Origin of the sequence: Bradyrhizobium sp. U531 (assembly GCF_051710265.1) — a bacterium.
Lineage (GTDB): Bacteria > Pseudomonadota > Alphaproteobacteria > Rhizobiales > Xanthobacteraceae > Bradyrhizobium.
On the sequence record NZ_JASVEN010000004.1, the window covers coordinates 343422 to 367565 of the forward strand.

General features: G+C 64.8%; 27 protein-coding genes. 10 read left to right on the forward strand and 17 right to left on the reverse strand.

Going from position 1 to position 24144, the window contains the following annotated elements; genetic code table 11:
• The first annotated feature begins 10 nt into the window (after positions 1-10).
• Together QRQ56_RS21155 and QRQ56_RS21160 are read left to right on the forward strand one after the other, a co-directional pair.
• Positions 11-976: a fatty acid desaturase gene (locus QRQ56_RS21155; protein ID WP_438742809.1), complete on the forward strand. Its 966-nt coding sequence runs from the start codon at positions 11-13 to the stop codon at positions 974-976.
• 274 nt (positions 977-1250) lie between these two features.
• Positions 1251-2483: an EAL domain-containing protein gene (locus tag QRQ56_RS21160; protein WP_438742810.1), complete on the forward strand. Its 1233-nt coding sequence runs from the start codon at positions 1251-1253 to the stop codon at positions 2481-2483.
• A 56-nt stretch (positions 2484-2539) separates the two neighbouring features.
• Here the strand turns inward: QRQ56_RS21160 and QRQ56_RS21165 are convergent, their stop codons facing one another.
• Both QRQ56_RS21165 and QRQ56_RS21170 read right to left on the reverse strand, forming a co-directional pair.
• A complete protein-coding gene (locus tag QRQ56_RS21165) occupies positions 2540-2785 on the reverse strand; it encodes a hypothetical protein (protein ID WP_438742811.1) in 246 nt (81 codons plus the stop codon).
• 139 nt (positions 2786-2924) lie between these two features.
• On the reverse strand, positions 2925-3905 hold the full coding sequence (locus QRQ56_RS21170) for a helix-turn-helix transcriptional regulator (protein ID WP_438742812.1): 981 nt from the start codon (positions 3903-3905) through the stop codon (positions 2925-2927).
• Between the two features lie 86 nt (positions 3906-3991).
• Here QRQ56_RS21170 and QRQ56_RS21175 point away from each other — a divergent pair, with 86 nt between their 5' ends.
• Both QRQ56_RS21175 and QRQ56_RS21180 read left to right on the forward strand, forming a co-directional pair.
• On the forward strand, positions 3992-4636 hold the full coding sequence (locus QRQ56_RS21175) for a glutathione S-transferase family protein (protein WP_438742813.1): 645 nt from the start codon (positions 3992-3994) through the stop codon (positions 4634-4636).
• Positions 4637-4653: 17 nt separating this feature from the next.
• Complete coding sequence (locus tag QRQ56_RS21180; protein ID WP_438742814.1) at positions 4654-5088, forward strand: DUF6157 family protein; 435 nt, start codon at positions 4654-4656, stop codon at positions 5086-5088.
• On the opposite strand, the gene QRQ56_RS21185 is transcribed toward QRQ56_RS21180, so the two are convergent.
• The 4 genes from QRQ56_RS21185 to QRQ56_RS21200 all read right to left on the reverse strand — a co-directional run bounded on the left by QRQ56_RS21185 (position 5089) and on the right by QRQ56_RS21200 (position 8928).
• Positions 5089-5874, reverse strand: coding sequence for an enoyl-CoA hydratase/isomerase family protein (locus QRQ56_RS21185; protein ID WP_438742815.1), 786 nt, complete (start codon positions 5872-5874; stop codon positions 5089-5091).
• Positions 5875-5887: 13 nt separating this feature from the next.
• Positions 5888-6994, reverse strand: a complete 1107-nt coding sequence (locus tag QRQ56_RS21190; RefSeq protein ID WP_438742816.1) for a cyclic nucleotide-gated ion channel — start codon at positions 6992-6994, stop codon at positions 5888-5890.
• 155 nt (positions 6995-7149) lie between these two features.
• Positions 7150-7368: a hypothetical protein gene (locus QRQ56_RS21195; RefSeq protein ID WP_438742817.1), complete on the reverse strand. Its 219-nt coding sequence runs from the start codon at positions 7366-7368 to the stop codon at positions 7150-7152.
• A 114-nt stretch (positions 7369-7482) separates the two neighbouring features.
• On the reverse strand, positions 7483-8928 hold the full coding sequence (locus QRQ56_RS21200; protein WP_438742818.1) for a TAXI family TRAP transporter solute-binding subunit: 1446 nt from the start codon (positions 8926-8928) through the stop codon (positions 7483-7485).
• 413 nt (positions 8929-9341) lie between these two features.
• On the opposite strand from QRQ56_RS21200, the gene QRQ56_RS21205 reads away from it, so the two are divergent.
• Entirely contained in the window at positions 9342-9689 is a 348-nt protein-coding gene (locus QRQ56_RS21205; RefSeq protein ID WP_438743017.1) for a DUF3307 domain-containing protein, read from the forward strand.
• Positions 9690-10002: 313 nt separating this feature from the next.
• Positions 10003-10401, forward strand: a complete 399-nt coding sequence (locus QRQ56_RS21210) for a hypothetical protein (RefSeq protein ID WP_438742819.1) — start codon at positions 10003-10005, stop codon at positions 10399-10401.
• Here the strand turns inward: QRQ56_RS21210 and QRQ56_RS21215 are convergent.
• Together QRQ56_RS21215 and QRQ56_RS21220 are read right to left on the reverse strand one after the other, a co-directional pair.
• Complete coding sequence (locus QRQ56_RS21215) at positions 10398-10721, reverse strand: YkgJ family cysteine cluster protein (RefSeq protein ID WP_438742820.1); 324 nt, start codon at positions 10719-10721, stop codon at positions 10398-10400. The two genes, QRQ56_RS21210 and QRQ56_RS21215, sit on opposite strands and share 4 nt — an antisense overlap.
• 5 nt (positions 10722-10726) lie before the next feature.
• Entirely contained in the window at positions 10727-11425 is a 699-nt protein-coding gene (locus QRQ56_RS21220) for a helix-turn-helix transcriptional regulator (RefSeq protein ID WP_438742821.1), read from the reverse strand.
• A 113-nt stretch (positions 11426-11538) separates the two neighbouring features.
• On the opposite strand from QRQ56_RS21220, the gene QRQ56_RS21225 reads away from it, so the two are divergent.
• Positions 11539-11799: a hypothetical protein gene (locus QRQ56_RS21225; RefSeq protein WP_438742822.1), complete on the forward strand. Its 261-nt coding sequence runs from the start codon at positions 11539-11541 to the stop codon at positions 11797-11799.
• Between the two features lie 34 nt (positions 11800-11833).
• Complete coding sequence (locus QRQ56_RS21230; RefSeq protein ID WP_438742823.1) at positions 11834-12562, forward strand: glutathione S-transferase family protein; 729 nt, start codon at positions 11834-11836, stop codon at positions 12560-12562.
• 190 nt (positions 12563-12752) lie between these two features.
• On the opposite strand, the gene QRQ56_RS21235 is transcribed toward QRQ56_RS21230, so the two are convergent.
• The 9 genes from QRQ56_RS21235 to QRQ56_RS21275 form a co-directional block, all read right to left on the reverse strand.
• A complete protein-coding gene (locus QRQ56_RS21235) occupies positions 12753-13904 on the reverse strand; it encodes an ABC transporter substrate-binding protein (protein ID WP_438742824.1) in 1152 nt (383 codons plus the stop codon).
• A gap of 91 nt (positions 13905-13995) precedes the next feature.
• Positions 13996-14415 (reverse strand): acyl-CoA thioesterase, encoded by a 420-nt coding sequence (locus QRQ56_RS21240; RefSeq protein ID WP_094976668.1) that lies wholly within the window; start codon positions 14413-14415, stop codon positions 13996-13998.
• A gap of 23 nt (positions 14416-14438) precedes the next feature.
• Complete coding sequence (locus QRQ56_RS21245; protein WP_438742825.1) at positions 14439-15200, reverse strand: SDR family NAD(P)-dependent oxidoreductase; 762 nt, start codon at positions 15198-15200, stop codon at positions 14439-14441.
• A 25-nt stretch (positions 15201-15225) separates the two neighbouring features.
• Positions 15226-17109 (reverse strand): feruloyl-CoA synthase, encoded by a 1884-nt coding sequence (locus tag QRQ56_RS21250; RefSeq protein ID WP_438742826.1) that lies wholly within the window; start codon positions 17107-17109, stop codon positions 15226-15228.
• Positions 17106-17915 (reverse strand): crotonase/enoyl-CoA hydratase family protein, encoded by an 810-nt coding sequence (locus QRQ56_RS21255; RefSeq protein ID WP_438742827.1) that lies wholly within the window; start codon positions 17913-17915, stop codon positions 17106-17108. Before QRQ56_RS21255 ends, QRQ56_RS21250 begins: the two co-directional genes overlap by 4 nt.
• Positions 17916-18167: 252 nt before the next feature.
• Positions 18168-18629: a DUF3237 domain-containing protein gene (locus tag QRQ56_RS21260; protein WP_438742828.1), complete on the reverse strand. Its 462-nt coding sequence runs from the start codon at positions 18627-18629 to the stop codon at positions 18168-18170.
• Positions 18630-18848: 219 nt separating this feature from the next.
• Positions 18849-20168: a TRAP transporter large permease gene (locus tag QRQ56_RS21265; protein ID WP_438742829.1), complete on the reverse strand. Its 1320-nt coding sequence runs from the start codon at positions 20166-20168 to the stop codon at positions 18849-18851.
• Between the two features lie 2 nt (positions 20169-20170).
• A complete protein-coding gene (locus tag QRQ56_RS21270) occupies positions 20171-20680 on the reverse strand; it encodes a TRAP transporter small permease (RefSeq protein WP_438743018.1) in 510 nt (169 codons plus the stop codon).
• Between the two features lie 228 nt (positions 20681-20908).
• On the reverse strand, positions 20909-21925 hold the full coding sequence (locus QRQ56_RS21275; protein ID WP_438742830.1) for a TRAP transporter substrate-binding protein: 1017 nt from the start codon (positions 21923-21925) through the stop codon (positions 20909-20911).
• Between the two features lie 269 nt (positions 21926-22194).
• Here QRQ56_RS21275 and pobA point away from each other — a divergent pair, with 269 nt between their 5' ends.
• Both pobA and QRQ56_RS21285 read left to right on the forward strand, forming a co-directional pair.
• Positions 22195-23364 carry a 4-hydroxybenzoate 3-monooxygenase gene (pobA, locus tag QRQ56_RS21280; protein WP_438742831.1) on the forward strand — a complete coding sequence of 390 codons (1170 nt, stop codon included), beginning with the start codon at positions 22195-22197 and terminating at the stop codon, positions 23362-23364.
• A gap of 253 nt (positions 23365-23617) precedes the next feature.
• Positions 23618-24037, forward strand: coding sequence for a PaaI family thioesterase (locus QRQ56_RS21285; protein ID WP_438742832.1), 420 nt, complete (start codon positions 23618-23620; stop codon positions 24035-24037).
• The last annotated feature ends 107 nt before the right edge of the window (positions 24038-24144 follow it).

Genomic DNA, 24144 nt, shown 5'->3' on the forward strand with positions numbered 1-24144 from the left:
GCATTCGATCATGACCGACGCGACCGTCTCAGAACCCGGCCATCGCCTGAAGCCGCTGCCCCCGGCCATGCTGCGCGAATTGTCGGTCCGGTCCGATCTCAAGGGCGCAGGCCAGAGCCTCGGCCATTACGCGATGATCGTGCTGATGGGGACGCTGATCTGGATGGTGTCGTCGACATGGGGCGTGCTTTGGGCGCTGCCATTGACGGCCGTGCAAGGTTACCTGGTCGCCTTCCTGTTCATGGCGGTGCACGAGACCGCGCACAAGACGGCGTTCAGGAGCCGCGGTCTCAATCTCGGCGTCGGCTATCTCTCGGCCTTCATGATCGGATTGCCTTACGAATATTACTGCCTGTTTCACTGGGATCATCACCGCTACACCCAGGATCCCGACAAGGACCCCGAGTTGATCGTCGGCGTGAAGCCGACATCCGACACGCAGCTCGCGATCGCCTATAGCGGCCTGCTCCAGGTCGCCGGCCGTCTGCGGCTGATGCTTGGCCACGCGATCACCGGCAAGGTCGTCGTGCCCTGGATCCCCGAGGGCAAGCGCGGCGTCATCGTCAGGGAGGCGCGGGCCTATGTCGCGCTCTATGCCCTGCTGCTTGCGCTGTCGCTGTGGTTCTCCTCTGCACTGCTGCTCTTTGTGTGGATCGTCCCGCTCCTGATCGGGCAGCTCTTCCTGCGGCCCTATCTCTATGCCGAGCACACCGGCTGCGAGCGCACCCGCAGCGCTTTCCAGAACACGCGCACCACTTACACCGCCACCATCGTCAAATGGTTCGCGTGGAACATGCCCTATCACGTCGAGCACCACGCCTATCCCTCGATCCCCTTTCACGCGCTGCCGAAGCTGAACGCCATCGTCGACGGCGAGATCGTTCATCGCGGTCGCGGCTACATCAGGACCACGCGCGAGACCTGGAATTGGTTTCGGCGGCAGCTGCGGGCCGGGCCAATCGACCAGCGCCGCTGAAGACGCCCCCGTAATTCGTCGGGCATCTGCCGGCTTCCGATAGCAAGCTTTACGGCGTGTTCATCGCACTTGCGCGTGGCGCGGAGCATTCGGGTACCGCTTCGCCGCGCGTTGCATAAACGCCAGAGAATTCAATCGCTTGAGGGGCTCGAAAACGTCCCTAACGATTTCTTCCGCATCTGGAAAGTTTTAGCCGTCTTGTCTTCATACCCAGGCGAGATCGCCGCTCTAAGGTTGGTGTCATCAACGCCGCCGACGTCTGGAGAAATTGGTGATGAATGCGACGAGAGGCCGTCTTCTGGTGGTCGACGACGATCTGGTGCAGCGGGTCCTGATCGGCAAGATCGGGGCGAAGCTCGGTTACGAGACGGTGGTCGCGTCCTCCTACGAAGCCGCAACCGAGCTTCTGGGCCGTGAAGGCTTCGAGGTCATGGCGCTCGACCTGTCGCTCGGCGAGCGGGACGGGGTGGAGCTGTTGCGCTTCGTCGCCGATGCCGGTCTCCATGCGATGTCGATCGTGATCATCAGCGGCTGCGACGATCGCATCATGAAGGCCACGCGACGGCTCGCGGGCGGGCTGAAGCTGTCGCTCGGCGCATGCCTGACCAAGCCGCTCGATCTGAATCGCCTGCGCAGCGCATTGGAATTGCCGTGCCGCGCGCCGTTGGCCACATCATTTGCCGCGCCGCCGCTAGGGATCACACCGGAGCGGATCCTGCGCGGCCTCGCCGCCGACGAATTCTTCGTCGAGTTTCAGCCGAAGATTGCGCTGCAGACCGGACGGGTCATCGGCGCGGAGGCGCTCGCACGCTGGCGCACCGCCGAATTCGGCATGGTCTCCCCCTTGGTGTTCATTCCGATCGCCGAGCAGGCCGGCCTCATGCGCGAGGTGACCGATTGCATCCTGTTGTCGGCGATGTCGCAGGGCCGCAAGCTGATCGAGCGCAATCCCGGCTTCACCATCGCCGTCAACATTTCAGGCTCGTTGATGTCGGACCTGACGCTGCCCGACCGGATCGAGGAGATCCTGCGCCGTGAAAACATCTCGCCGACATCGCTGACCGTGGAGATCACCGAGACCTCGGCGATGGCCGACGTCGACCGTGCCAACGACATTCTGGTGCGGCTGCGGATCAAGAAGATCGGAACGGCCATCGACGATTTCGGCACCGGCTATTCGTCGCTCGCGGCGCTGGTGCGGCTGCCGTTCAGCGAGCTGAAGATCGACCAGTCCTTCATCAAGGGCTGCGAGTCCGACGAGGACATGATGAAGATCGTCGACGCCTCAGTCGCGCTCGCGAAGGCTTTCAACATGAAAGTGGTGGCCGAGGGCGTCGAAAGCCCGGAGGCGCTGGAGATCATTCGCCGCATCGGCTGCGACGTCGCCCAGGGCTTCCTGTTCGCGCCCTCGCTGCGGCGCTCGCGCGCCGAACGATGGATCTCCGAACGTAACTCTCTCGCGGACGAGCGGGCCGCTGCCGCGACACCGACGGCGCTTGCGAGCTGAGACGACGAACCCCGGTCGCCGAGCGGCCGGGGTTGCGCCGATCGATGCAGGCGGGCTCAGTAGATCCCGTAGGCGCAGACATTCACGACACGCACGCGCAGGCCGTGGCGGGTTTGGACGACGCGCTCCTGGTAGCAGTTGCTGACGCCGGTGTTGAGGTAGATGCCGCCGCCGTAGCCCCAGCCGTGATTCCAGTGATGATGGGGATAGAAGCCGCCGCCGGCAGACGCCGCGGTGGGCGCGAGAGCGGCGACGCCGAGCGAACCGGCAGCGATCAGACCAAGAGCAAGCTTACGAAACATTGTCATTCTCCAGTGTGGCGCTAAGGCCGTTGTTGTGTCCCTGCATCTTCGGTCGAGCCGAGATGCGAACGCGTTCACGCACGCCGGGGAGAATCGTGTTTCAGGATTGTTTCGTGGCCTGCGGCGAAACGTGCCGGGATCAGGCTTTCCGCGCCGCGCGATAGCGCGCGGCCATCGCCTGCGTCATCTCCGTCATCTTGTCGCGGAGATCGGCGGGTTCCAGCACTTCGGCTTCAGGGCCGAGCCGCAACAACTCGGCCGCGGCGTGCCAGGATGTCTTGCCGACCGGCACGCGCGCGATGCGCCAGCCGTCCGCATCGGCGCTGTCCTCGAGCTGTGTGCGCGCCCTGACATAGGGCTGGCTCAGCGCGTCGAGCAGCTTGACGCCGAACGGCGACAGCCGCACCACCGCGACGTTGGGATGCATCTCGGCCTCGAGGCGAAGCGTCGCGGCCTGCCAATAGGCGGCGAGATCGAAATCGGCGGGGCGATCGAAGCGATCGTCGAGCGCGGTGCAGTCGAGCACGCGCGCGACGCGATAGGTGCGCACGCTGGCGTCGACCTGGCCTGCGAGATACCAGCTTCCACCCTTCAGCACGAGGCCGAGCGGAGCGAGGCGACGCTGCTTCTCCGCGCGCCAGCTCTGGTAGCGGATCTTGATCTGCGTTCCGCGCAGCAGGGCGCCGGCGATCTCGCGCAGATGCTTCGGCTCCTCCGCCTCGCCGAACCAGCCCGGCGCGTCCAGGTGAAAACGTTCCTGCATCCGGCTGGCATCCTGCCGCAGGTGGACGGGCAGCGCGGCCATCAGCTTGTTCTGTGCGGCGATCATCGCCGCATCGAGCCCGAGCGCCGCGGCGGGGCCCGGGAGCCCCGCGAGAAACAGCGCGCCGGCCTCGCTTTGCGACAGGCCGTTCAGCCGCACGCGGTAGCCGTCGAGCAGGCGATAGCCGCCCTCGGCGCCGCGGTCGGCATAGACGGGGACGCCGGAGGCCGCTAGCGCATCGATGTCGCGATAGATCGTGCGCACCGAGACCTCGCAGGCCTCGGCAAGCTCGGGCGCCGTGACCTGCCCTTTGGCCTGGAGGGTGGTGAGGATCGACAGCATCCGGCTCGCGCGCATTGCCCCTTAAACCATACCTGACACAAGATGTCAGGTATGGTCGCGTAGAGATGGCGCCTCGCCAGACGGCACCCAGGAGATTTGCCATGACCGATCCGAACCGCCTCACGCTGTATTATTCGCCGCAAAGCCGCGCCACCGGCACGCGGGTGCTGCTGGAGGAGCTCGGCGCGCCCTACGATCTCCATGTCCTCAACATGAAGGCCGGCGAGCAGCGCCAGCCCGCCTATCTCGCCGTCAATCCGCTCGGCAAAGTTCCGGCGATCCGCCACAACGGAGCGCTCGTGACCGAGCAGGTCGCGATCACCATCTACCTAGCGGACCTGTTCCCTCAAGCGGGGCTCACACCTGCGCTCAACGATCCGCTTCGCGGTCCTTATCTGCGCTGGATCGCCTATTACGGTGCGTCGTTCGAGCCGGCGTTGATCGACAAATTCATGCAGCGTGAGCCGGCGCCCATCACGCAGTCGCCCTATGCCGATTACGACACCATGCTGGGTGCGCTGGAGGCGCAATTGTCGAAGGGGCCGTACCTGCTGGGCGAGCGCATGACGGCCGCGGACGTGTTGTGGGGCGTCGCCTTCAGCTGGACCATGATGTTCGGGATCGTGCCGAAAAAGGACGTCTTCGTCCGGTATGCCGAGCGCATGACCGCGCGGCCGGCGTTCCAGCGCATCAATGGCGCCGACGATGAGATGGCCGCGCAGCATGCCAAAGTTGCGGGCGCTTGAATGATCCGGGGGGGCGGATGACAAAGGCGATGCACACGACCAACTGCTTCAATACCTTCATCCAGATTGCCGAAGACTGTCCCGCACATACCGGTGAGGAGCCGCCGCTCCGCGCGGGAAAGCCGACGGTGGCGTGCCTGCAATACAGAATGATCGCCAAGGCACCGTATAAATACACGTCCGACGACGTGATCTTCGCGACGTCGGCGCCGGGTCGCGAGCTCGATGTCAAGGCGACGAAAACGGAGAAGCGTGCGGCCCGCGAAGCGTTCTTCTCGCGAGGGCAGGCCTGCATGAGAGCGTCGAGTCTCGGCAAGCGCTTCGGCTGGGGCGTTCATGCCGACAGTGAGGGCCGGATCGCGATCTACGCTGTCGACAGCAAACGCTACCAGGCGCTCGTCCGCGATTCCAAGCTCACGCAGGTGCGCGCGATGCGGTCGAAGCGGGCGTGATCAGAATCTTGGCGCCCGCTTTTCCGCGAACGCCTTGATGCCTTCCTTGATCTCGTCGCCGCGCATGCTGTCGCGGTGTCGCTGGTCGGCGGCGGCCTCGTCGAGCTCGCCGCGGGCGAATTCGTTGATCGCGCGCTTCATGCCGCGCATCGCCTGCGGCGCGTTGCCGGCGAGGATGCCGGCGAGCTTGTCGACCTCCTCGTCGAGCGTCTCCTCCGGCACCATCGCGGTGAGATAGCCGATGCGCAGCATTTCCGGCGCGCTGATCTTTTGCGCGGTCAGAAACAGTCGCTTCGCGTTGTCGAGGCCGAGCCGGGTCACGTAGCGTTTGATACCGCTGCGATAATAGTGCAGCCCGAGCCGCGCCGCCGGCATGAACATCTCGGCGGTGTCGACGCCGATGCGGAAATCGCAGGCCAGCGCGAGGTCGGTCGAGCCGCCATAGACGCCGCCGTTGAGCCGGCAGATCGTGGGCACGCCGAGGTCCTCGAGCCGGTTGACGACCACCTCGAAGGCCGAGCCCGCGCTCTGCTGCTCGTTCGCGCTCGCCGCGCGCTCGGCCACCGAATTGAGGTCATAGCCCGCGGAGAAGGCGCGGCCGATGCCGGTCAGCACCAGCACGCGGATGGCGGGATCGGCCTCGATCCGATCGAACAATTTCAGGAGCTCGCCAAGATCCTCGGCCTGCAGGCGATTGAGGTGCTTCGGCCGGTTCAGGCGGATGGTGGCGCGGGCGCCGTTGACTTCGAGTACGGGGCTGGATGCCGCGTCGGCTGTGTCCGACATTCTCGTCTCCTTCTTACCTGTTTTCGAGCGCGCGGCGTCTTGCTTCCGCGTCGATGGTCTCGGCGAGCTCCGGGTGCCGTGCCATCAGCACGCGGAAGTCGACGAGGTCGAGCACCAGAAGCCGCGATACTTTCGTGGTCGAGACGTTGGCGCCGCGCTTGTTGCTGCCGAGCAATGCCATCTCGCCGAAGAAGGCGCCTTCGCCGAGCTGCACCTTCTTGCCGGGCAGGTCGACCTCGACCTCGCCGGCGGCGATGAAATACATGCAGTCGCCTTGCGCCCCTTTGCGGATGATCATGGTGCGCGCCGGCAGCTCCATGGTGCGCAACATATGGGTGACGTCGGCAATGGCGCCCGGCCCGAGCGCCGCGAAGAACGGCACCTTGCTGACGGACTCCCATGTCCTGAGGAAATTGTCGCGCCGCGTCTCGGCGGCGAACCCGGTCGCCAGGATACCGGTCCAGAGGCCGAACACGCCGAGGCCGGAGATCATCACCCCCGCGGCCACCAGGCGTCCGAGCGGCGTGACCGGCACGGCGTCACCGTAACCGGTGGTCGTGAGCGTGACGACCGCCCACCACAGCGCGGCAGGGACGCTGCCGAAGGTCTGCGGCTGCACGTCCCGCTCCAGGAAATATTCGGCGACCGAGGCGAGGAAGACCACCATCAGGAAGATCACGAGCACGCTGACCAGCGGCCCCGATTCCAGCACCAGAACGCGGCGAAGCTGCCGCAGGCCCGGAATGCCCGGGACCACCTTCAACACCCAGAGCACGCTGAGCAGCCAGGCCGTCCGCGGCTCGGCGCCGAGAACCAGCGCAACCGGCACTGCCAGGGCCCCGATCGCGTCCACGATGCCGGCGGAAGAGGACACGTAGAGCGAAAGCCGCCCCTGCCGCGCCATGTGGCGCAGCCGCACCAGCCATTCGAACACGAAATAGCCGAGGCAAGTCCAGAGCAGGACATCGACCCAGCCGCGCGCCTCCCTGGCCCGGTTGTCCGTCAGCAACACCATGCTGAGCACGCCGACGGTCACCGCGACGTAGGCCGCCTTGGTCATGTTGCGGCCGGCCGTGGCGGCCGCGAACTGGGCCAAAGCGGAGATCAGCGGCTTGAACATGCGGGAAGGCTATTCGGTCTCGGGGCAGGTCTGGAAGCCCCGGGTGGGGACGTCGGTGGCAAAGTGCCCGTCCGGGCGGAGGCCGTCAACGACGGCAGCAGGCTGCCCCGCCGGCGCCGCGTCGCCGGTCCGTGCCGCCGTTGCCGGCCGGCGACCTACCTGAAGTGAGGCGGCTCGTCGTAGCCGCGGCGGCTGCTGAAGAACAGCAGCACCATCAGCCCGATGCCCACCACGATGGAAAACCCCGCGCCCAGCGCCAGCGCCACATAGCCTTCCGTCGGGATCGGCTCACCTTCGACCGACATTGCGGAATAAGCGAAGTATCCGGCTGCCGCCAGCATTCCCAGAAGGAGGATGATGAGGAGTGCACGCATGCTGCGGTCTCCGGTTGTAATCGGGAACCAACGGTTGCAGATCACGCCAGTTCCCGAATTAAGCGATGTCCTCGACAGGAACATCCGACAGGAACGGGGGCAGAACCCCGCGCCTCAGGCACTCTGGGCGGTCTTCACCACCACGACATTGCTGTCGTCGTGTTGGGCAGGGCCGCCGCCCTGCACCGTCTTCTCGGTCTCGCCGGCATGACGTTTCAGATAGTCGCGGCGCATGCCGATCTCGTCGCGGACGAATTCGTAGCCCAGCTTGAAGGTGTCGAGCCCGTCGGTACTGATCGTGCCGTCTCTGAGGCCGATGACGGCACCGCGCAGGATGCCTTCCAGCTCATCCTGCAGGCATTCCAGTTGATCCAGCGAGTGGGCATGTTCGATCCGCTCGCCGATGTCGAGGATGGCGGTGGAGAGCTCGCTGGCCTTCTCGGGCGCGATGCGTGTGATCTTGGCGTAGATCGCCGCGAAGATCGAGCCGATGACACTGAGCGCGGCGGCGCCCAGATACATCAGGTCGCTGTACTTCTCCATGAACGACTTGGTGTCGTCGTTGATGTAGTCGGCCGCGCCCTGGTGCGCCATCACGAAGGCGTCCTTGTCGACGGAGGCCGGCTCGATCCTGCTGGCAAAGCCGTTGTCGAGTCCGAGCGCGGATTTGTTCTCGTAGACGGTGCGTGCCAGCTCGCCTGCCGTGGACGGAGACATCCTGGATTGTGCGACCAGCAGCCATTCAAGCCCTATCGTGTCGAGATCGTCGTCGGGAATCTGCGGCGAGGTCGACAGCGTGCCTGCCGTCAGCGTCTCGCTGGAAATGCCGGGAAGCCTGCGCGCCAGTGCCTTGGCCTCGTCGATCGCGTTGAGCGTGAAGCCGCCGCGCTTGGCGACCTGCTCATAGGCCTTGTCCCGCACCGCCCTGGAGGCGTGGACGACGGCGATCACCGCGCCAAAGCTGTTCGGTGGCGCGAACAGCTTGTCGAGCGTTGCGCCCTGCGGCGCCATCTGGATCCTGGCGGCATCCGGACCGTCGGGTATGTCGAGGACGCCGCGGACGAAGGCGAGAGAGGACTCGTTCTCGGCGAAGACGGCGATCTTCTTTTTCTTCAGCTCGGCGATCGATTTGATCTTCTTGTTGCCGGGACCGAGCAGAAGCACGAGGTCGTGCTCGAGGATTGCGAGCGTGCGCGCCCGCAGCGGGACCTTGGCATCGGTGCGCAGGACGGCGAGGTCGGCCTGCTTGCGGTCGAACTGCGCGAGCGCCTTGGCATTGTCCGCGTTGTTGACGATCTTGATCCGGAAGCGCGAGGCGTTGGCCTTGAGCACGGCGGCGAGCTTGGCCGCGAACAGCGCCTCGTCGCTGTTGGAAGCGCCGACGGCGAAGGTCAGCGTTTCCGAATTGTGCAGCATGGCACGACCGCCCCAGACGGTGGCGAGCGACAGCAGCAGGGTCAGCACGACGTAGAGGAAGACCTGCTGTTGATTGGTCTTGATCACCTTGGGTCGCCGGGGCGGCGGTTCGGTCGGTGGCGAAATGGGGCCTTCAGTACTCATGGCAGCACTCGGCCTTGTCTCTGCGGTGGCGGACGGCTCGCGGATGTGATCGCGGCGAGCGCCCTGAAATTCGTAAACGCCTGAAAAAAGAACGATATTCTCTCGGCAATGATAGCGCGAAGGTCGCGGAATGCAAAATTCGAGCCGCCGGTAACCTTACGCGACATGTCCGCGGCGATCAGTCATCCTATCACCGGTTAGCCACACTTGGCGATTTTCCGGTTCCCCCCGGCTGCTTTCCGCCGCGGGAGGTGTCATAAATCGCCCGTCCCGGCGATTTGACCGGTCCAGAACCGGTCCAAGAAGAAGTTGCGCTGAACGCTCCAATCTTTCTTGTCACGTCAATGAGGGCGTCAGCCTTGTCGTTTCCACCCATGTCATCGGCGATTCCGATCGAAGCGCTCATTGGCTGGATGCTGCTGCTCACCTTCAAGCACATCATCGCCGATTTCGTCCTCCAGACCGCGTGGATGGCACACGGCAAGGACCAGAAGCACGGCTGGGCGCTGCCGCTTCTGGTGCATTGCCTGATTCACCTTGCAGTTGCGCTGCCCCTGATCCTGATCGTGGCGCCGAAATTCTGGTTCGTGGCGCTGATCGACTTCGTGATCCACATCACGATCGACCGCGCCAAAGGGTTCGTTTCGGCCAATTTCGGTGTCGACCTCCAGCATCCCTGGTTCTGGACCCTGATCGGCGTCGACCAGGCCCTGCACCACCTCACCGGCTTCGGGCTTTCCATTTTCATGGCGGCGAACTAGGGCGCGCCGTCTCCCGGCCTCCGGCGGAGGCAATCGTCATCAACACCGGCGGCCGTCATGCCCGGGCTTGTCCCGGGCATCCACGTTCTCTGTGCCGCGTGGCGGGGCCGTGGATGGCCGGGACGCGCCCGGCCATGACGCCGGACAGGCCGCGCGTCACGCTCCGGCGATGCCGTTTGCCCGGCCACTCCAAGCGCTCTCGGCGCCTCTGATTCGCGGCCTGGGCGCAACCACCCCGGGTGACTACCGGGCAGTGTGGTTAACCTTTCGTTAGAGAATTGCGCTGCATCTTCCTGGCAGAGGGAGAACTGCAATGTTTTCAAGCCGCGATACCTTTGAAAGCGATTTCTGCCCGGTCCGCGACGAACTCCTTGGCGAGATGTACCGCGCCAGCGAGAGTGGCCTGCCGAGGCTGGTTGAGAGTGTTTCCCCTGACGCACGCGCCAGGTTGGCGTTGTTTTGCTACCGCCGCAGCCATCTGCACTCGCTGGCGGTCGCGATCGCAGGAAGCTGCAACGAACGCGACCTGATCGAGAACGGCGGCCGTGTCGGCTCGACGCTCTACGCGCTCGCGCGCGAAGGGACGGCGAAATCCTCGCCGTCGCTGTCGAGCGGTCGCAAGCCGATCACGCTGTCGACCAAGCCGCTCTCGGTGCTTGCACCGCTGGATGACGAGATCGACGACGAGATCAGCGAAGCCGTTCCCGCCTAAGCGCTCGCAATCACAGGCAGTCCGAACTTCCGGCGCGCCATCGCGCATTCGTCGTCGCCGGGCATGCAGGTGCGGCACACCTCCGGCCGCACGGCGTAGATGCCGCACGCCGTCGCCTTGCCGATCTCTCCCTTCAGCGCCGAGCATCGATCGCCCTCACAGCGCATGCCGGATTGGCGCGCATTGACGAGCGTCTCCGGGATCGCCGCAAGCTCTTCGTCGCTCTCGGTCGAGAAGCGCGGCCAGTTGGCCGAGTAGCCGCAGCAGGCGCCGCAACTCTGGCAACAGTCCGACGCATCGATGGGTGAGGTCTGTACCATTCCCGTCATGTGTCCTTTGGTGGTCCCCAGACCAGGCTCTGCCGCCACCTAGCGCGTAGCACGTCGCGTCGTTCCGGATATTTCTCGTCGAGATAGTTCGCGTCCACGACGCGGTCGGTGCGGAAGCTGCGGAAGTCGCCGCGCAGCTCGCACCAGGCCGCGAGTAGGCGAACAGCTTCGAGATAGCCGACCGAAATCGGCCAGATCATGCGTTCGCTGGCGCGGCCCTGCTCGTCGCGATAGCGCAGCATGATCTTCCTGCCTTCGTGGATCTGCGTGCGGGTGCGTACCATGTCCAGCCGGTCCGGCTCCCTGTTCCAGCTCGGGCGCGCGCGGCTCGCGGGCTCCAGCACGAAGGGCCGCAGGCGCTCGGGGACCGTGTCGGCGATCTTGGCCATCAGATCTTCGGCCGCGCGCGCCAGCGCGGAATCGGCATGGCCCGCGACCCATTGCGCGCCCAGCACCGCAGCCTCGATCTCGTCGGGCGTCAGCATCAAGGGCGGCAGGTCGAATCCCTTTTCCAGGATGTAGCCCATGCCGGCTTCACCGCGGATCGGCACGCGCTGGCCAATCAGCGTGGCGATGTCGCGATAGATCGTGCGCTTCGACGTCTCGAGCTCGGCCGCGATGGCGTCCGCCGTCAGCGGCTTACGCGTGCGCCTCAGCACCTGGATGATCTGAAACAGCCGGTCCGCGCGTCTCATGACAATTCTCTTATCGGTGATCTTTTCAGAAAGCGGCGCGCGGCTGCTGACAGGATGTTGGCAGCAGGGGAGTTCTATACCGGGACAACACATCGACTGAAGAGGATTTGTCCATGATCATTCCGACCCATTTCGGCCCGGCCATTCCGATGCTGCGGGCACAGGCGTGGTCCGTATCGGCGTTCGGTCGCCTCGTTTCGCTCGATCTCATGGCCGTTGACCTCCGGTTTGCCCTTGCCAGCGTGTTGGCACGCTCACTGACCCAGGTCGCGGACGCGCTGGTGCGCCACGTGATGGGCCGCGCCTGGCGCGGGGCTCGTTTCGCAGAAGATATCACGGCTGCTGCCACCATGGTGGCAGCAGCCGGTCACTAGGTTCCCCAAACCTCTGAGCTCCAGGAGAGATCGCATGATCACGCTTTACGGCTTTGGCAGCGGCTTCGGCCTGCCGGAAATCAGCCCCTTCGTCACCAAGACCGAAGTGCAGCTCAAGATGGCGGGATTGCCCTACCGGAAGGAGCGGGCGATGCCGCCGGCCTCCCCGAAGGGGCAGCTGCCGTTCATCGACGACGGCGGCGAGGCGGTGGCCGATTCCACCTTCATCCGCGCCCATATCGAACGCCGCTACGGTTTCGATTTCGACGCCGGTCTCTCCTTGGCTGAGCGCGCGCAGGCCTGGGCGTTCGAGCGCATGATCGAGCATCACGTCTATTGGGGATTGGTCGGCGCCCGCTGGGTCGATCCGGTCAATTTCGCCAAGGGTCCCGCACATTTCTTCGACGGCGCACCGGAGCACAATCGCGAGAAGCTGCGAGAGGATGCGCAGTTTCGCGTCGCCGAAAACTATCTGCTTTCCGGCCTTGGCCGCCATGCGCCAGATGAAGACGTCGATCTTGCCGTGCGCTCGCTGTTCGCGCTGTCGGTGCAGCTCGGCGACAAGTCCTATCTGATGGGCAACAAGCCCAGCGGCGTCGACGCCACCGCCTTCGGCATGCTCGCCGGCATCCTCTCGCCGTTCTTCGAATCGACCTTTCGCGAGCGCGCCGAGGGATTCCCGAACCTCACCGCCTATGTCGACCGCATGATGGACAGCTATTATCCCGAGTTCGCCTGGACCCCGCTGCGGCAGGCGGCTTAGTGCGCGATGTCGCCACATCGTCATGGCCGGGCTTGTCCCGGCCATCCACGCCTTGCCGTACGGCACGAAGAACGCGGATGCCCGGGACAAGCCCGGGCATGACGACCTCAGAGCGGCTCGAATTAGAACCCAAAAACAAAAGAGCCGGCCCAATGGGCCGGCTCTCGTCGTCTCAGGACACTGGCTGCGCTTACTTCACCAGCAAGTATTTGCCATCCTTCACCGTCAGCAGGATGCGGGCGCGTTCGTCGACGCCGTAGCGGTCCTTTTCGGTGAAGTTGTAGACGCCCTGGCTGGCCGCGAGGTCCTTCTCCGACAGCAGCGCCTGGCGGATGGCTTCACGGAATTCCGGCGTGCCGGGCTTGGCGGTCTTCAGCGCCGCGGGAATGATGCGCTTGAGGAGCTCGAACGCATCGTAGGAATGGCCGGCGAACTGGCTGCGGCTGTTGGGGCCGTACTTGGCCTCATAGGCCGCGTTGAGCGCGAGGCCCGGCTTCTTGGTCAGCGCGCTGTCCGGCTGATCCTCCGGGTCCATCACCGGGCCTGAGGCCATTAGCACGCCTTCCGCCGCTTTGCCGGCGATGCGGATGAAGTCCATGCTGGCGGCGCCGTGGGTCTGGTAGATCAGGCCCTTGTAACCGCGCTCGCGCAGCTCGGTCTGCGGCAGCGCCGCGGCGGTGCCGGAGGCGCCGACCAGGATCGCGTCGGGATTGGCGGCAACGAGCTTCAGCACCTGGCCTGTCACCGAGGTATCGGGACGGGCGAAGCGCTCCTCGTCGACGATGGTCATGCCCATCGGCACGGCCTGGGCCTTGAGGTCGTTGAACCAGAGGTCGCCGTAGGAATCGGAGTACCCGATATAGCCGAGCGTCTTCACGCCCTTGGCCTTCATGTGGTCGTACAGCACCTTGCCGACGATCGGGATCGGCTGCGGCATCGCCACCGACCACTTCATGCGCTCGGGCGTGATCGGGAAGGGCGCGAGGCCGAAATGCGGAATGCCGGCTTCGTTGGCGACGTTGGAGACCGCGATCGTGGGCGGCGTCAGCGCCGAGCCCATGATGATGTCGGCTTTGGATTCGGTCACGAAGCGGCGAGCGTTGGTGGTCGCGGTGGTGGGATCGCCGCCGTCGTCGAGCACGATCACCTTCAGCGGCACGCCGCCGATTTCCTTCGGCACGAATTCCAGCGCGTTGCGCTCGGGAATGCCAAGCGCCGCGCCGGGGCCGGTCGTGGTGGTGGTGATGCCGATGGTGACTTCGGCGGTCTGGGCCAGCGCCGGCAGGGCCGGCAGGGCAAGCGCCGCCGCGGTGATGGCGGCGGTCAGATAAAAGCGTTTCATTGTTTCCTCCCTTACGTGTTTTCTTTGAAAGCAGAAATCGGGGGGTAATTCAGCCCCCTCTTTTGGTGATGCGGCGATTTAGCTTCGGTCCTTAGCTTCCTGTGAATTTGGCTACCATTTCCGCCGGGAATGGTGCCGATTTCAGCTTGTCGGGGTTAACGGGATCGCGACCGACCAGGACGCGGGTCTCGAACCCCTCGATCGCCAGCGCCTCGCCCTTGTAGACGTTGTGCTTCACCTCGAAGCTCGAGCGCTTGATGCTCTCGATCTTCGTTTCGATGGTGATCCAGTCGCCATAGGTCGAGGGGATGTAGAATTTGGACCGCGTATCGACCATGGGGATGCCCACCAGGCCGTATTTGCGGACCAGATCCTGCTTGGAGAAGCCGGCAACCTCGAACAGGGTCGAGGTCGAATCGTCGAACATCGCGAAATAGCGCGGATAGTAGACGATGTTGGCGGGGTCGCAGTCGCCCCACTGGATCTGGACCTCGCGCCGGTTCACGAACATGGGTCGCGCCTTGCTCTATGGGATTACTTGGGCGCCATGCGCAGCGAGCCGTCGAGGCGCACCACTTCGCCGTTCAGGTACGAATTCTCGACCATGTGCAGCGCGAGCGCGGCGAACTCGTCGGCCTGGCCGAGCCGGCGCGGGAAGGGGATCGCTGCGGCGAGCGAGTCCTGCGCTTCCTGCGGCAGGTTGGCCAGCAGCGGCGTCAGGAACAGGCCGGGCGCAATCGTCAGCACGCGGACGCCGAACTGCGCCAGCTCGCGCGCGATCGGCAGCGTCATGCCGACGATGCCGCCCTTGGAGGCCGAATAGGCCGACTGGCCGATCTGGCCGTCATAAGCCGCGACGGAAGCGGTGTTGATGATGACGCCGCGCTCGCCGGTCGCCTGCGGCTCCAGCTTGGACATCTCGGTCGCGGCAAGGCGCAGCATGTTGAAGGTGCCGATCAGATTGACCTTGATCACCTTGTCGAAATCGGCGAGCGCCATCGGGCCGTCGCGGCCGACCACGCGCTTGGCAACGCCGATGCCGGCGCAATTGACCAGCACGCGCGCCGGGCCGTGAGCCTTCGCAGCCTGCGCGACCGCAGCTTCGGCGGAGGCGGCATCGGAGACGTCGCAGGTCACGGCCACGCCCTTGATCTCGGCGGCGACCGTCTCGGCGAGCTTGGTATTGAGGTCGCAGACGGCGACCTTGGCGCCCTGCGCCGCCAGCTTTCGCGCGGTGGCAGCGCCCAGTCCCGATGCGCCGCCGGTGACGATGGCTGCCTGATCCTTCAACAACATGGCGTTCTCCTGATACGGTGATTTCTTATCCGACCGATATCACACGGTTGGATGGATTGGCAGCGTAGAGCTCCTCGATCAGCTCAAGGCGGTGCTCCAGCACGGCGCGCTGATTGATCGAGCCCTTGTCGGTGACCTCGCCCTTGTCGATCGAGAGTGGCGTGTCCATCAGGATCGCGCGCGTGATCCGCGTCGACGAGCCGGTGGCGGTGGAAAGGAAGCGCGTCAGGCGCTCGCGGAAGGCCTCGCGCACCAGCCGGTCGCGCGTCGCGACGACGAGATCGTCGGTCGGCAGCGTCGGGTTGATCAACCGGCAGCCGTCGAGGTCGAGCACGACCAGCGCGGAGACCTCGTCGCGGTTGATGCCGGCGATGACGACATCGCGCACCAGCGGGGCGCAGGCCGCGGTCAGGCGCGCGCGCAATGGGCCGACGCTGACCCAGGTGCCGCTGGCGAGCTTGAAGTCTTCACCGACACGGCCGTCGAAATCGAAGCCGGCATTGAAGTCGTCGGGATCGGACGGCTTCAGCGCGTCGCCCATCTTGTAGAATCCTTCCTCGTCGAAGGATTTCGCGCTGATCTCGGGCTGGCGCCAGTAGCCGGGCATCACGTTCGGCCCCTTGGCGCGCACCTCCAGCTTGCCGTTGTTCGGCACCAGCTTGGCGTCGTTGCCGGAGACGGGAAGGCCGACATGGCCGGAGCGGCTGGTGCGCGGATTGACCGACATGAAGAACGGCGCGGTCTCGGTGGCGCCGAGCCCGGTCAGCATCGGCACGCGATAACCCTTTTCCTTCACCGCGAGCTCGTCGAGGCTGTCCCAGATGAACGGCGAGAGCGCCGCGCCCGAGAAGAACATCGCATGGAGCCGGTCGAAGAATTTTGCGCGCAGGCCCTGGTCCTCGCGCAAATAGGGCAGCAGCGATTCATAGCCCTTCGGCACGTTGAAATAGACCGTCGGCGAGATTTCCTGGAGGTTGCGCACGGTCTCCTCGATGCCGCCGGGCATCGGCTTGCCGGCGTCCAGATACATCGAGCCGCCATTGTAGAGCGTCAGCCCGATATTGTGGTTGCCGCCGAAGGTGTGATTCCACGGCAGCCAGTCGATGATGACCGGCGGCTCGTCCTTCAGGAAGGCGAGCGTCTCGCGCAGCATCACCTGGTTGGCGCAGATCATGCGCTGGGTGTTGATGACGGCCTTGGGATTGCCGGTCGAGCCCGAGGTCAGCAGGAATTTCGCGATCGTGTCGGGGCCGATCCTGCCGTGGACCTCGTCGAGATCGCTGCGAACAGGCGTTGCCATGAGGTCGGCGAGCAGGGTGACGTCGCGCCCGGCGACGTGGCCGTAGGAAGCTGCGATCTCGGTGCCGAGCGAGACGTTGGCGGAAAGCGCGTCCGCGAACCTGTCGGCATCCTCGGCGAAGACGAGGCCGGGAGTCAGCAGCTTCATCAGATAGGACAGCTTGCCGTAGTCCTTGGACACCAGCGAATAGGCCGGCGACACCGGGCAGAACGGAATGCCGGCATAGAACGCGCCGAATGCGAGCAGCGCGTGGTCGATCGAATTGCCGGAGAGGATGACGACCGGCCGCTCCGCCGACAGGCCGCGGGCGATCAGGCCGGATGCGATGTGCCGGCTCGCGATCAGCAGCTCGGCATAGGTGATCTTGCGCCAGCCACGGCCGCCTTCGCGCTCGGCCATGAAGACGCGGTCCGGCGTGGTGCTGGCCCAGTGATGCAGGCGGTCGGTGAGGCGGACGGGATAATCGCCGAGCGGCTGCTTCGGCCGCAGGTAGATCGTGCCGTCGTCGCGCCGCTCGATGTTGACGGCGGGATCGCCGAACGAAATGGGCCGCAGCGGGAAAGTGCTCGCGCCGCGCTCCATGCTGGAAGAGGACGGCTGCGCGCTCATGATTTCGGCTTTACCTTTGCGGTCTTGTGCTCGAGGAATTCGCGGATCCTGCGCTTGGCTTCCTTGTCGCTCTGCGCGACCGTCGCCATCAGCGACTCCATCAGAAGGCCGGTCTGCGGATTGGCTTCCGCGATCATCGGCAGAGCCTGGAGCACGGCGAAATTGGTCAGCGGCGCGTTGGCGGCGACCTTGGTCGCGAGCTCCATCGCCTTGCCGAGCGCGTTGCCGGCTTCCGTGACATATTGCGCGAAGCCGTAGGAGGCGCCTTCGGTCGCGCTGTAGACGCGGCCCGTCAGCATCATGTCCATCATCCTGGCGACGCCGATCAGCCGCGGCAGCCGCACCGAGCCGCCGCCGCCGACGAAGATGCCGCGTTGTCCCTCCGGCAGCGCGAAATAGGTCGTGGGTTCGGCAACGCGGATATGCGCCGAGCAGGCAAGCTCGAGCCCGCCGCCGATCACCGCGCCCCTGAGCGCTGCGATCACGGGTACGCGGCTGTACTGGATGCGGTCGAACACCCGGTGCCACATCTGCGAATGGAGCAGGCCGCCGGTCGCGTCATGCTCGGTCAGTTCGGAGAGATCGAGGCCCGAGGAGAAATGATCGCCGATGCCGTGGATGACGACCGCACCGATGTCCTCGGGCAGGGACGCAAAACACTCGCCGATTTCCAGGATGATGCCGTCGTTCAGCGCATTGCGCTTGGCCGGTCGGTTCAGACCCACGGTCAGAACCCGGTCCGCCCTCTCGATCCGGAGCAGCCCGGAGGCACCCGCGTTCGCGGTATCGGCGTTTCCCTGTGTCATTTGCGTCCTTATCAGAATAGTTATGTTGTATAACGAATTCTGCGGGAGTCAAGGTGGAGATGGACGTTGTAGGCGCCGGTTAGGTGGGCGGGAAGCGACCTCCAAAGTCGGTGTCGTCCCCGCGAACGCAGGGACCCATAACCCCAGGAAGTGGTTTGGCGAAGACTGGTGGTCGGCACGTCTGCCGCGCACCATCGAGAGATCACGCGGTATGGGTCCCCGCGTTCGCGGGGACGACGGCGGCGTGTGCGGTCACACCACCTGGTGCACGTCGATCACCACGCGATCGGCGTGCCGCGCCGCCGAGCCGACGAAGATGTGCTCCATCAGCCAGCGATACTTCTCATGCCCGGTCTCGAACTTCGGCACGGTGCGGAAATAGATCAGCTTGGGATCGACCGGCTCGCCGCGCTTGAGCTTCTGCAACAGCTCGACCGGGCCGAAGCGCATGCCCTTGTTCTCGACATAGACGACCGCGCCGTCGTCGGTCTCGAAGGCGTATTTGGCTTCGAGATCGATCAGCTCGTTGGGGCGGATGGTCTGGAAGTCGGCGCCGAACGGCAGCACCTTGCCCGATATCGCCCCCGCCACGTCGCCGCCGAGGATCGGGATGATGCGGCGAACGCCGATCCCGGTCTCGCCGGCGGTGACGACGTCGCCGATGCGAGCGGTGATGGTGAAGACGTATTTGGTTTCGAGCGCCGGTGTGGTCATTGGTCACCTCTCAAATATCGCGCCAACGTTGCTGCCCTCTCCTTCTCCCCTTGTGGGAGAAGGTGGCGCGAAGCGCCGGATGAGGGGTTGCTTCCGCAAACGCTGGTGCGCGCGGAGAGAGACCCCTCACCCGTCTCGCCGCTATCGCGGCGAGCCACCCTCTCCCACAAGGGGAGAGGGGAAGCCGCTGCGCCGCGCGGCATTCAATCGCTTCACCTCTCAATTCGCCATCATCCGCGTCGGCAGCCAGGTCGCCAGCAGCGGGAAAGCGATCAGGATGACGAGGCGGATCAGGTCCGTGACCACGAACGGGATCACGCCCTTGAAGATCGTGGAGAAGGAGACGTCCTTCACCACGCTCTTGATGACAAAGACGTTCATGCCGACCGGCGGGTGGATCAGGCCGAGCTCGACGGTCATCACGATGATGACGCCGAACCAGATCGGATCGAAGCCGAGATGCATGATCACCGGGAAGATGATCGGCACGGTGAGGATGATCATCGCCATGGCGTCCATCAGGCAGCCGAGCACCAGATACATCACCATGATCAGCGCCAGCACGCCGTAGGGTCCAAGGCCGAGGCCGGTGAGGAACTCCGTCACCTTCTGCGGGGTCTGCGTCACCGTGAGGAAATAGCCGAAGATCAGCGCGCCGATCAGCACGGTGAAGACGGCCGCCGCCGTGCGCGTCGCCTGCAGCAGCGAGGCCAGGATCTTCTCGCGGTCGAGCCGGCCGGTAACGACGCCGATGATGAAGGCGCCCGCGGCGCCGACGCCGCCGGCCTCGGTCGGCGTGAAACGCGGCAGGAAGGGAAGGCCATAGAGGCCGCCGATCACGAACACGAACAGCAGCACCGGCGCCCAGATCTCCTTCAGGCCGGCGAAGCGCTCGCGCCACGGCGTCACCTTGCCCTTGGGCAGGAAGTCGGGCCGGAAATAGCCGATCAGGAAGATCGTGATCATGTACATGCTCATCGCCAGCAGGCCCGGGATGATGCCGGCGATGAAGAGCTTGCCGATGTCCTGCTCGGTGATGATGCCGTAGACCGCGAGCACGGTGGAGGGCGGCAGCATCGCGCCCAGCGTGCCGCCGGCCGCGATCACGCCGGTGGCGAAGGATTGCGGATAGCCGAATCGGCGCATCTCGGGATAGGCGACGGCGGAGAAGGTCGCGGCGGTCGCGACCGACGAGCCGCAGATCGCGGCAAAGCCGCCACAGGCGCCGACGGTGGCGATGCCGAGTCCGCCGCGCAAATGGCCGACGAAACCGTTGGCGGCGCGGAACAGCTCGCGGCTCATGCCGGAATTGGACACGAACGAGCCCATCAGCAGGAACATCGGGATGACGCCGAAGGTGTAATCGGTGACCGTCCGCATCGAGGTCTGGCCGACCAGCTTCAGCGCCGCATTGCCGTTGACGAGATAGGCGAAGCCGGAGACGCCGACGAGGCCCATGGCCATGCCGACGGGCACGCGGAGCAGCATCAGAAGAAATAAGGAAACGAAGCCGATTAAGGCGACGGCATCGGTGCTCATGATTACTCCGTCGCCTTCAATTTGGGGTCGTGCATCTCTTCAGGATGGAAGATCAGCCGGTAGGTGCGGATCGCGATCAGCAGCACGGCGGCTGCGTCGCCGATCCAGGCGATCGCGAAGAACGGCCAGGTCGGCATGTGCATGTCGAAGGTCTGGACGTTGTCGTTGTAGGTGCCGCGCACCTTGTCGAACAAGGTCCAGGTCTGCACCGTCACCACGAACAGCAGCACCAGGGTCGCGAACACGTCGATCCAGCGCTGATGGCGCGGCCCGACATTGCCCCAGACGAGGTCCACCGTGATGTGGGTGCCGCGATAGGAGGTCGCGGCGATGCCCCAGAAAATCAGGATGCCGAGCAGCATGCGGCCGATGTCGAAGCTGTCGGGGATCGAATAGTTCAGCGTGTTGCGCAGCAGCACCGACAGGAAGATGTCGAGCGCGACGATGCCGACGAAGCCGGCCGCGATCCATTCGATGGTGTCGATGATGCGGTCCATCCAGGAGCGCTTCATGGGAGATGTCACATCTTGTGCTGTCATCGTTCGATCTCGACTCCGGCGGCGGCTCCTCGCCTCTCCCCGCGTGCGGGGAGAGGCCGCATCGCATCGGAGATGCGATGCGGGTGAGGGGGACTCTCCGCGAGTCCATCTGTCACCATCGTTGCGGAAGCAGCCCCTCACCCCAACCCTCTCCCCGCAAGGACGGGGAGAGGGGGAGGAGAGACCGATCGCGCCGCGGCGTCACTCCGCCAGCGCGTTGTACTTCTTCAGCGAAGCCTTGAGCTCGGTCAGCGCGGCATCGGGATCGGCGCCGGCCTTCTTGGCGCCCTCGCTCCAGGTCTTCACGAGCGGCTCGGCGGCCTTCTTCCAGGCGGCGGTCTGCTCCGCCGTCAGCTTGTAGACCTCGTGGCCGGATTCCGCCTTCACCTTGTCGATGCCGGCGTCCTCGAACTTGCCCCAGTGCTCGCCGACGACGCCCGCCATCTCGATCGAGCAGTTCTTGTCGATCGCGGCCTTCTGCTTGTCGGACATCGCATTGTACTTGTCCTTGTTGATCACGAACACGAAGGTCGTGGTGTAGAGCGGCGCCTCCATGTCGTACTTGGTCACCTTGTCGATGCCGAACAGCACCAGCGAGCCCCAGGGGAAGGTGACGCCGTCGGCGACGCCGCGCTCGATGATGTCGCGCACTTCAGGAGCGGAAGACTGCACATTGGTGCCGCCGAGCGAGGTCACGAAGTTCGCCATGGTGGCGTGAGCCGGGCGGATCTTCATGCCCTTCACGTCTTCGGGCATCACGATCTTCTTGGTCTTGGAATGGAACGAGGAGGGCGAGTGGACGAAGGCGAGGCAGTATTTGACGTCCTTCATCTCCTTCTCGGCATATTTGCGATACCAGGCGTCCAGCCCCATCGAGCCGCCCTTGGCGTCGGAGATCAGGAACGGCAATTCGCCGGCGCCGATGATCGGGAAGCGGCCGGGCTGGTAGCCGGGATTGACGTAGGTAACGTCGGCGATGCCGTCGCGCGCCATGTCGTAATGGTCGAAGGCCTTGCCGAGCTGCTGGGCCGGAAACACCTTGCCCTTGATGGTGCCGCCGGAATCCTTTTCGACCGCGGCCGCCCAGTCCTCCAGCGACTTCTGCAGCGGATGCGAGGCCGGCACCCAGTGCGAGATCTTCAGGTCGAAGGTCTTGTCCTGCGCAAACGCAGGCGTCACGCTTGCTGCCAGTAGCAAAGCCAGACAGGCTTTCCTCATCACACGTCTCTCCCTGTTGTCGACGGCGGGCTTCGATGGCCCGGTCTCTTTAATTAACATGTTATCTAAATGGCCGACGTGTTCAAGCCGGAACTGGCGCGAAGCCCTATCGCATCCCAGGCCGTCAGCCCTGTCGCATTGGATTTTCCGCCGCTTGCGGCAGCCCCCGCTCCCCTTTTGCCCAACCGTTATATGGTATAATTATCCTGCGCGACATGACGCGACAAGCGGGCCGCGACGAAAGCCTACAGGATCGGGAGGAGCAAGTATTGCGGACAAAAGTCGCAATCATCGGGGCCGGACCGGCCGGATTGTTGCTTGGGCAACTGCTGCATGCCTACGGCATCGACAACGTGATTCTGGAGCGGCAGAGCCCGGATTACGTGCTCGGCCGCATCCGCGCCGGCCTTCTGGAGGAGGGAACCGTCGCGCTGCTCGACCAGATCGGCGCAGCGACCCGGGCGCATGAAGAAGGCCTGGTGCATGAGGGCATCGAGCTTGCCTTTTCCGGCCGCCGTCATCGCATCGACATGAAGGCTGCGACCGGCAAGACGGTCATGATCTACGGCCAGACCGAGGTCACCCTCGATTTGATGAATGCGCGGAAGGCGACCGGTCTCGTCTCGATCTACGAGGCCAGGGACGTGCAGCCGCACGATTTCGACGGTGGTCACCCCCGCGTAACCTGGGTCAAGGACGGCGTCACCCATACGCTCGACTGCGACTTCATCGCCGGCTGCGACGGATTCCACGGTGTCAGCCGCGCCAGCGTCCCGGCATCGGCGATCGCAGAGTTCGAGCGCGTCTATCCGTTCGGCTGGCTCGGCATCCTCTCGGAGACGCCGCCGGTCAGCCACGAGCTGATCTATTCCAACCATGCCCGCGGCTTTGCGCTTTGCACCATGCGCTCGATGAAGCGCAGCCGGTATTACGTGCAGTGCTCGCTCGACGACCATGTCGACCAGTGGCCGGACGACCGCTTCTGGGACGAGCTGAAGAGCCGGCTCGACCAGGAGGCGGCCGACAGCCTCGTCACCGGCCCGTCGATCGAGAAGAGCATCGCGCCGCTGCGCAGCTTCGTCGCCGAGCCGATGCGCTTCGGCAAGCTGTTCCTGTGCGGCGACGCCGCCCACATCGTGCCGCCGACCGGCGCCAAGGGCCTCAACCTCGCGGCCAGCGATGCGCATTATCTGTCGAGCGCCTTGCGCGAATTCTACGACGAGAAATCCAGCGCCGGCCTCGACGCCTATTCCGCCACGGCGCTTGCGCGCGTCTGGAAAGCCGTGCGCTTCTCCTGGTGGATGACCTCGATGCTGCACAAATTCCCGGACACCGGCACCATCGGCGCGCGCATCCAGCTCGCCGAGCTCGACTACGTCACGCAGTCGCAGGCCGCGATGACGTCATTGTCGGAGAATTACGTGGGGCTGCCGTTCTAGGCGGCGCTGCCGTTTTGACCAAGACTGTCATGCTCCGCGCAGGCGGGGCATCCAGTACACCGCGGCCGCTCGATTCAATCACGGCCGTCTCTGGATACTGGATCACCCGCCTTCGCGGGTGATGACAGCTGTGGTGTGGCGACGGCACCGACCATTTCAAACACCCACGCAAATCCCGTTTAAAACTTTGTAGGCGGTGAAACTGTCGTCCACATCGCGTTCAATGCGCCCGACACGGCAACGCGAGATCATCATGACCGGCACCGACATCCCCGACGGCTTCGAGCCGCTGTTCCGCAAGAGTCCTCTCACCGAGCCCTGGGAGCCGCTCTACGCGAAGAAGACCGACAAGGCCGTGATCATCGGCCTGCGGCTGGCCAAGCCGCACACCAATGGCCGCGGCCTGATCCATGGTGGTCTCATCGCGGCGCTCGCCGACAATGCCATGGGCTATAGCTGCGCGCAGGCGACGGGCTGGACCACGTCGTTCGTGACGGTCTCGCTCACGGTGGATTTCGCCGGCTCCGCCGAGATCGGCCAATGGTGCGCGATCGAGAGCGACGTGATCAAGACCGGCAAGACGATCTGCTTCGCGCAGTGCCTGGTGAAAGCCGACGACGTCGCCATCGCGCGGGCGAGCGGCACATTCCGCGTGGTGCCGAAGAAAGGGTGATGCTCTCGTGCCCCGGACGCGGTGCGGCGCGAAGTGCCGCTCCGCAGAGCCGGGGCCCATCCATCCGCAGCTTGCCCTCTGGCTTTCTGGGTCCCGGCTCTGCATCG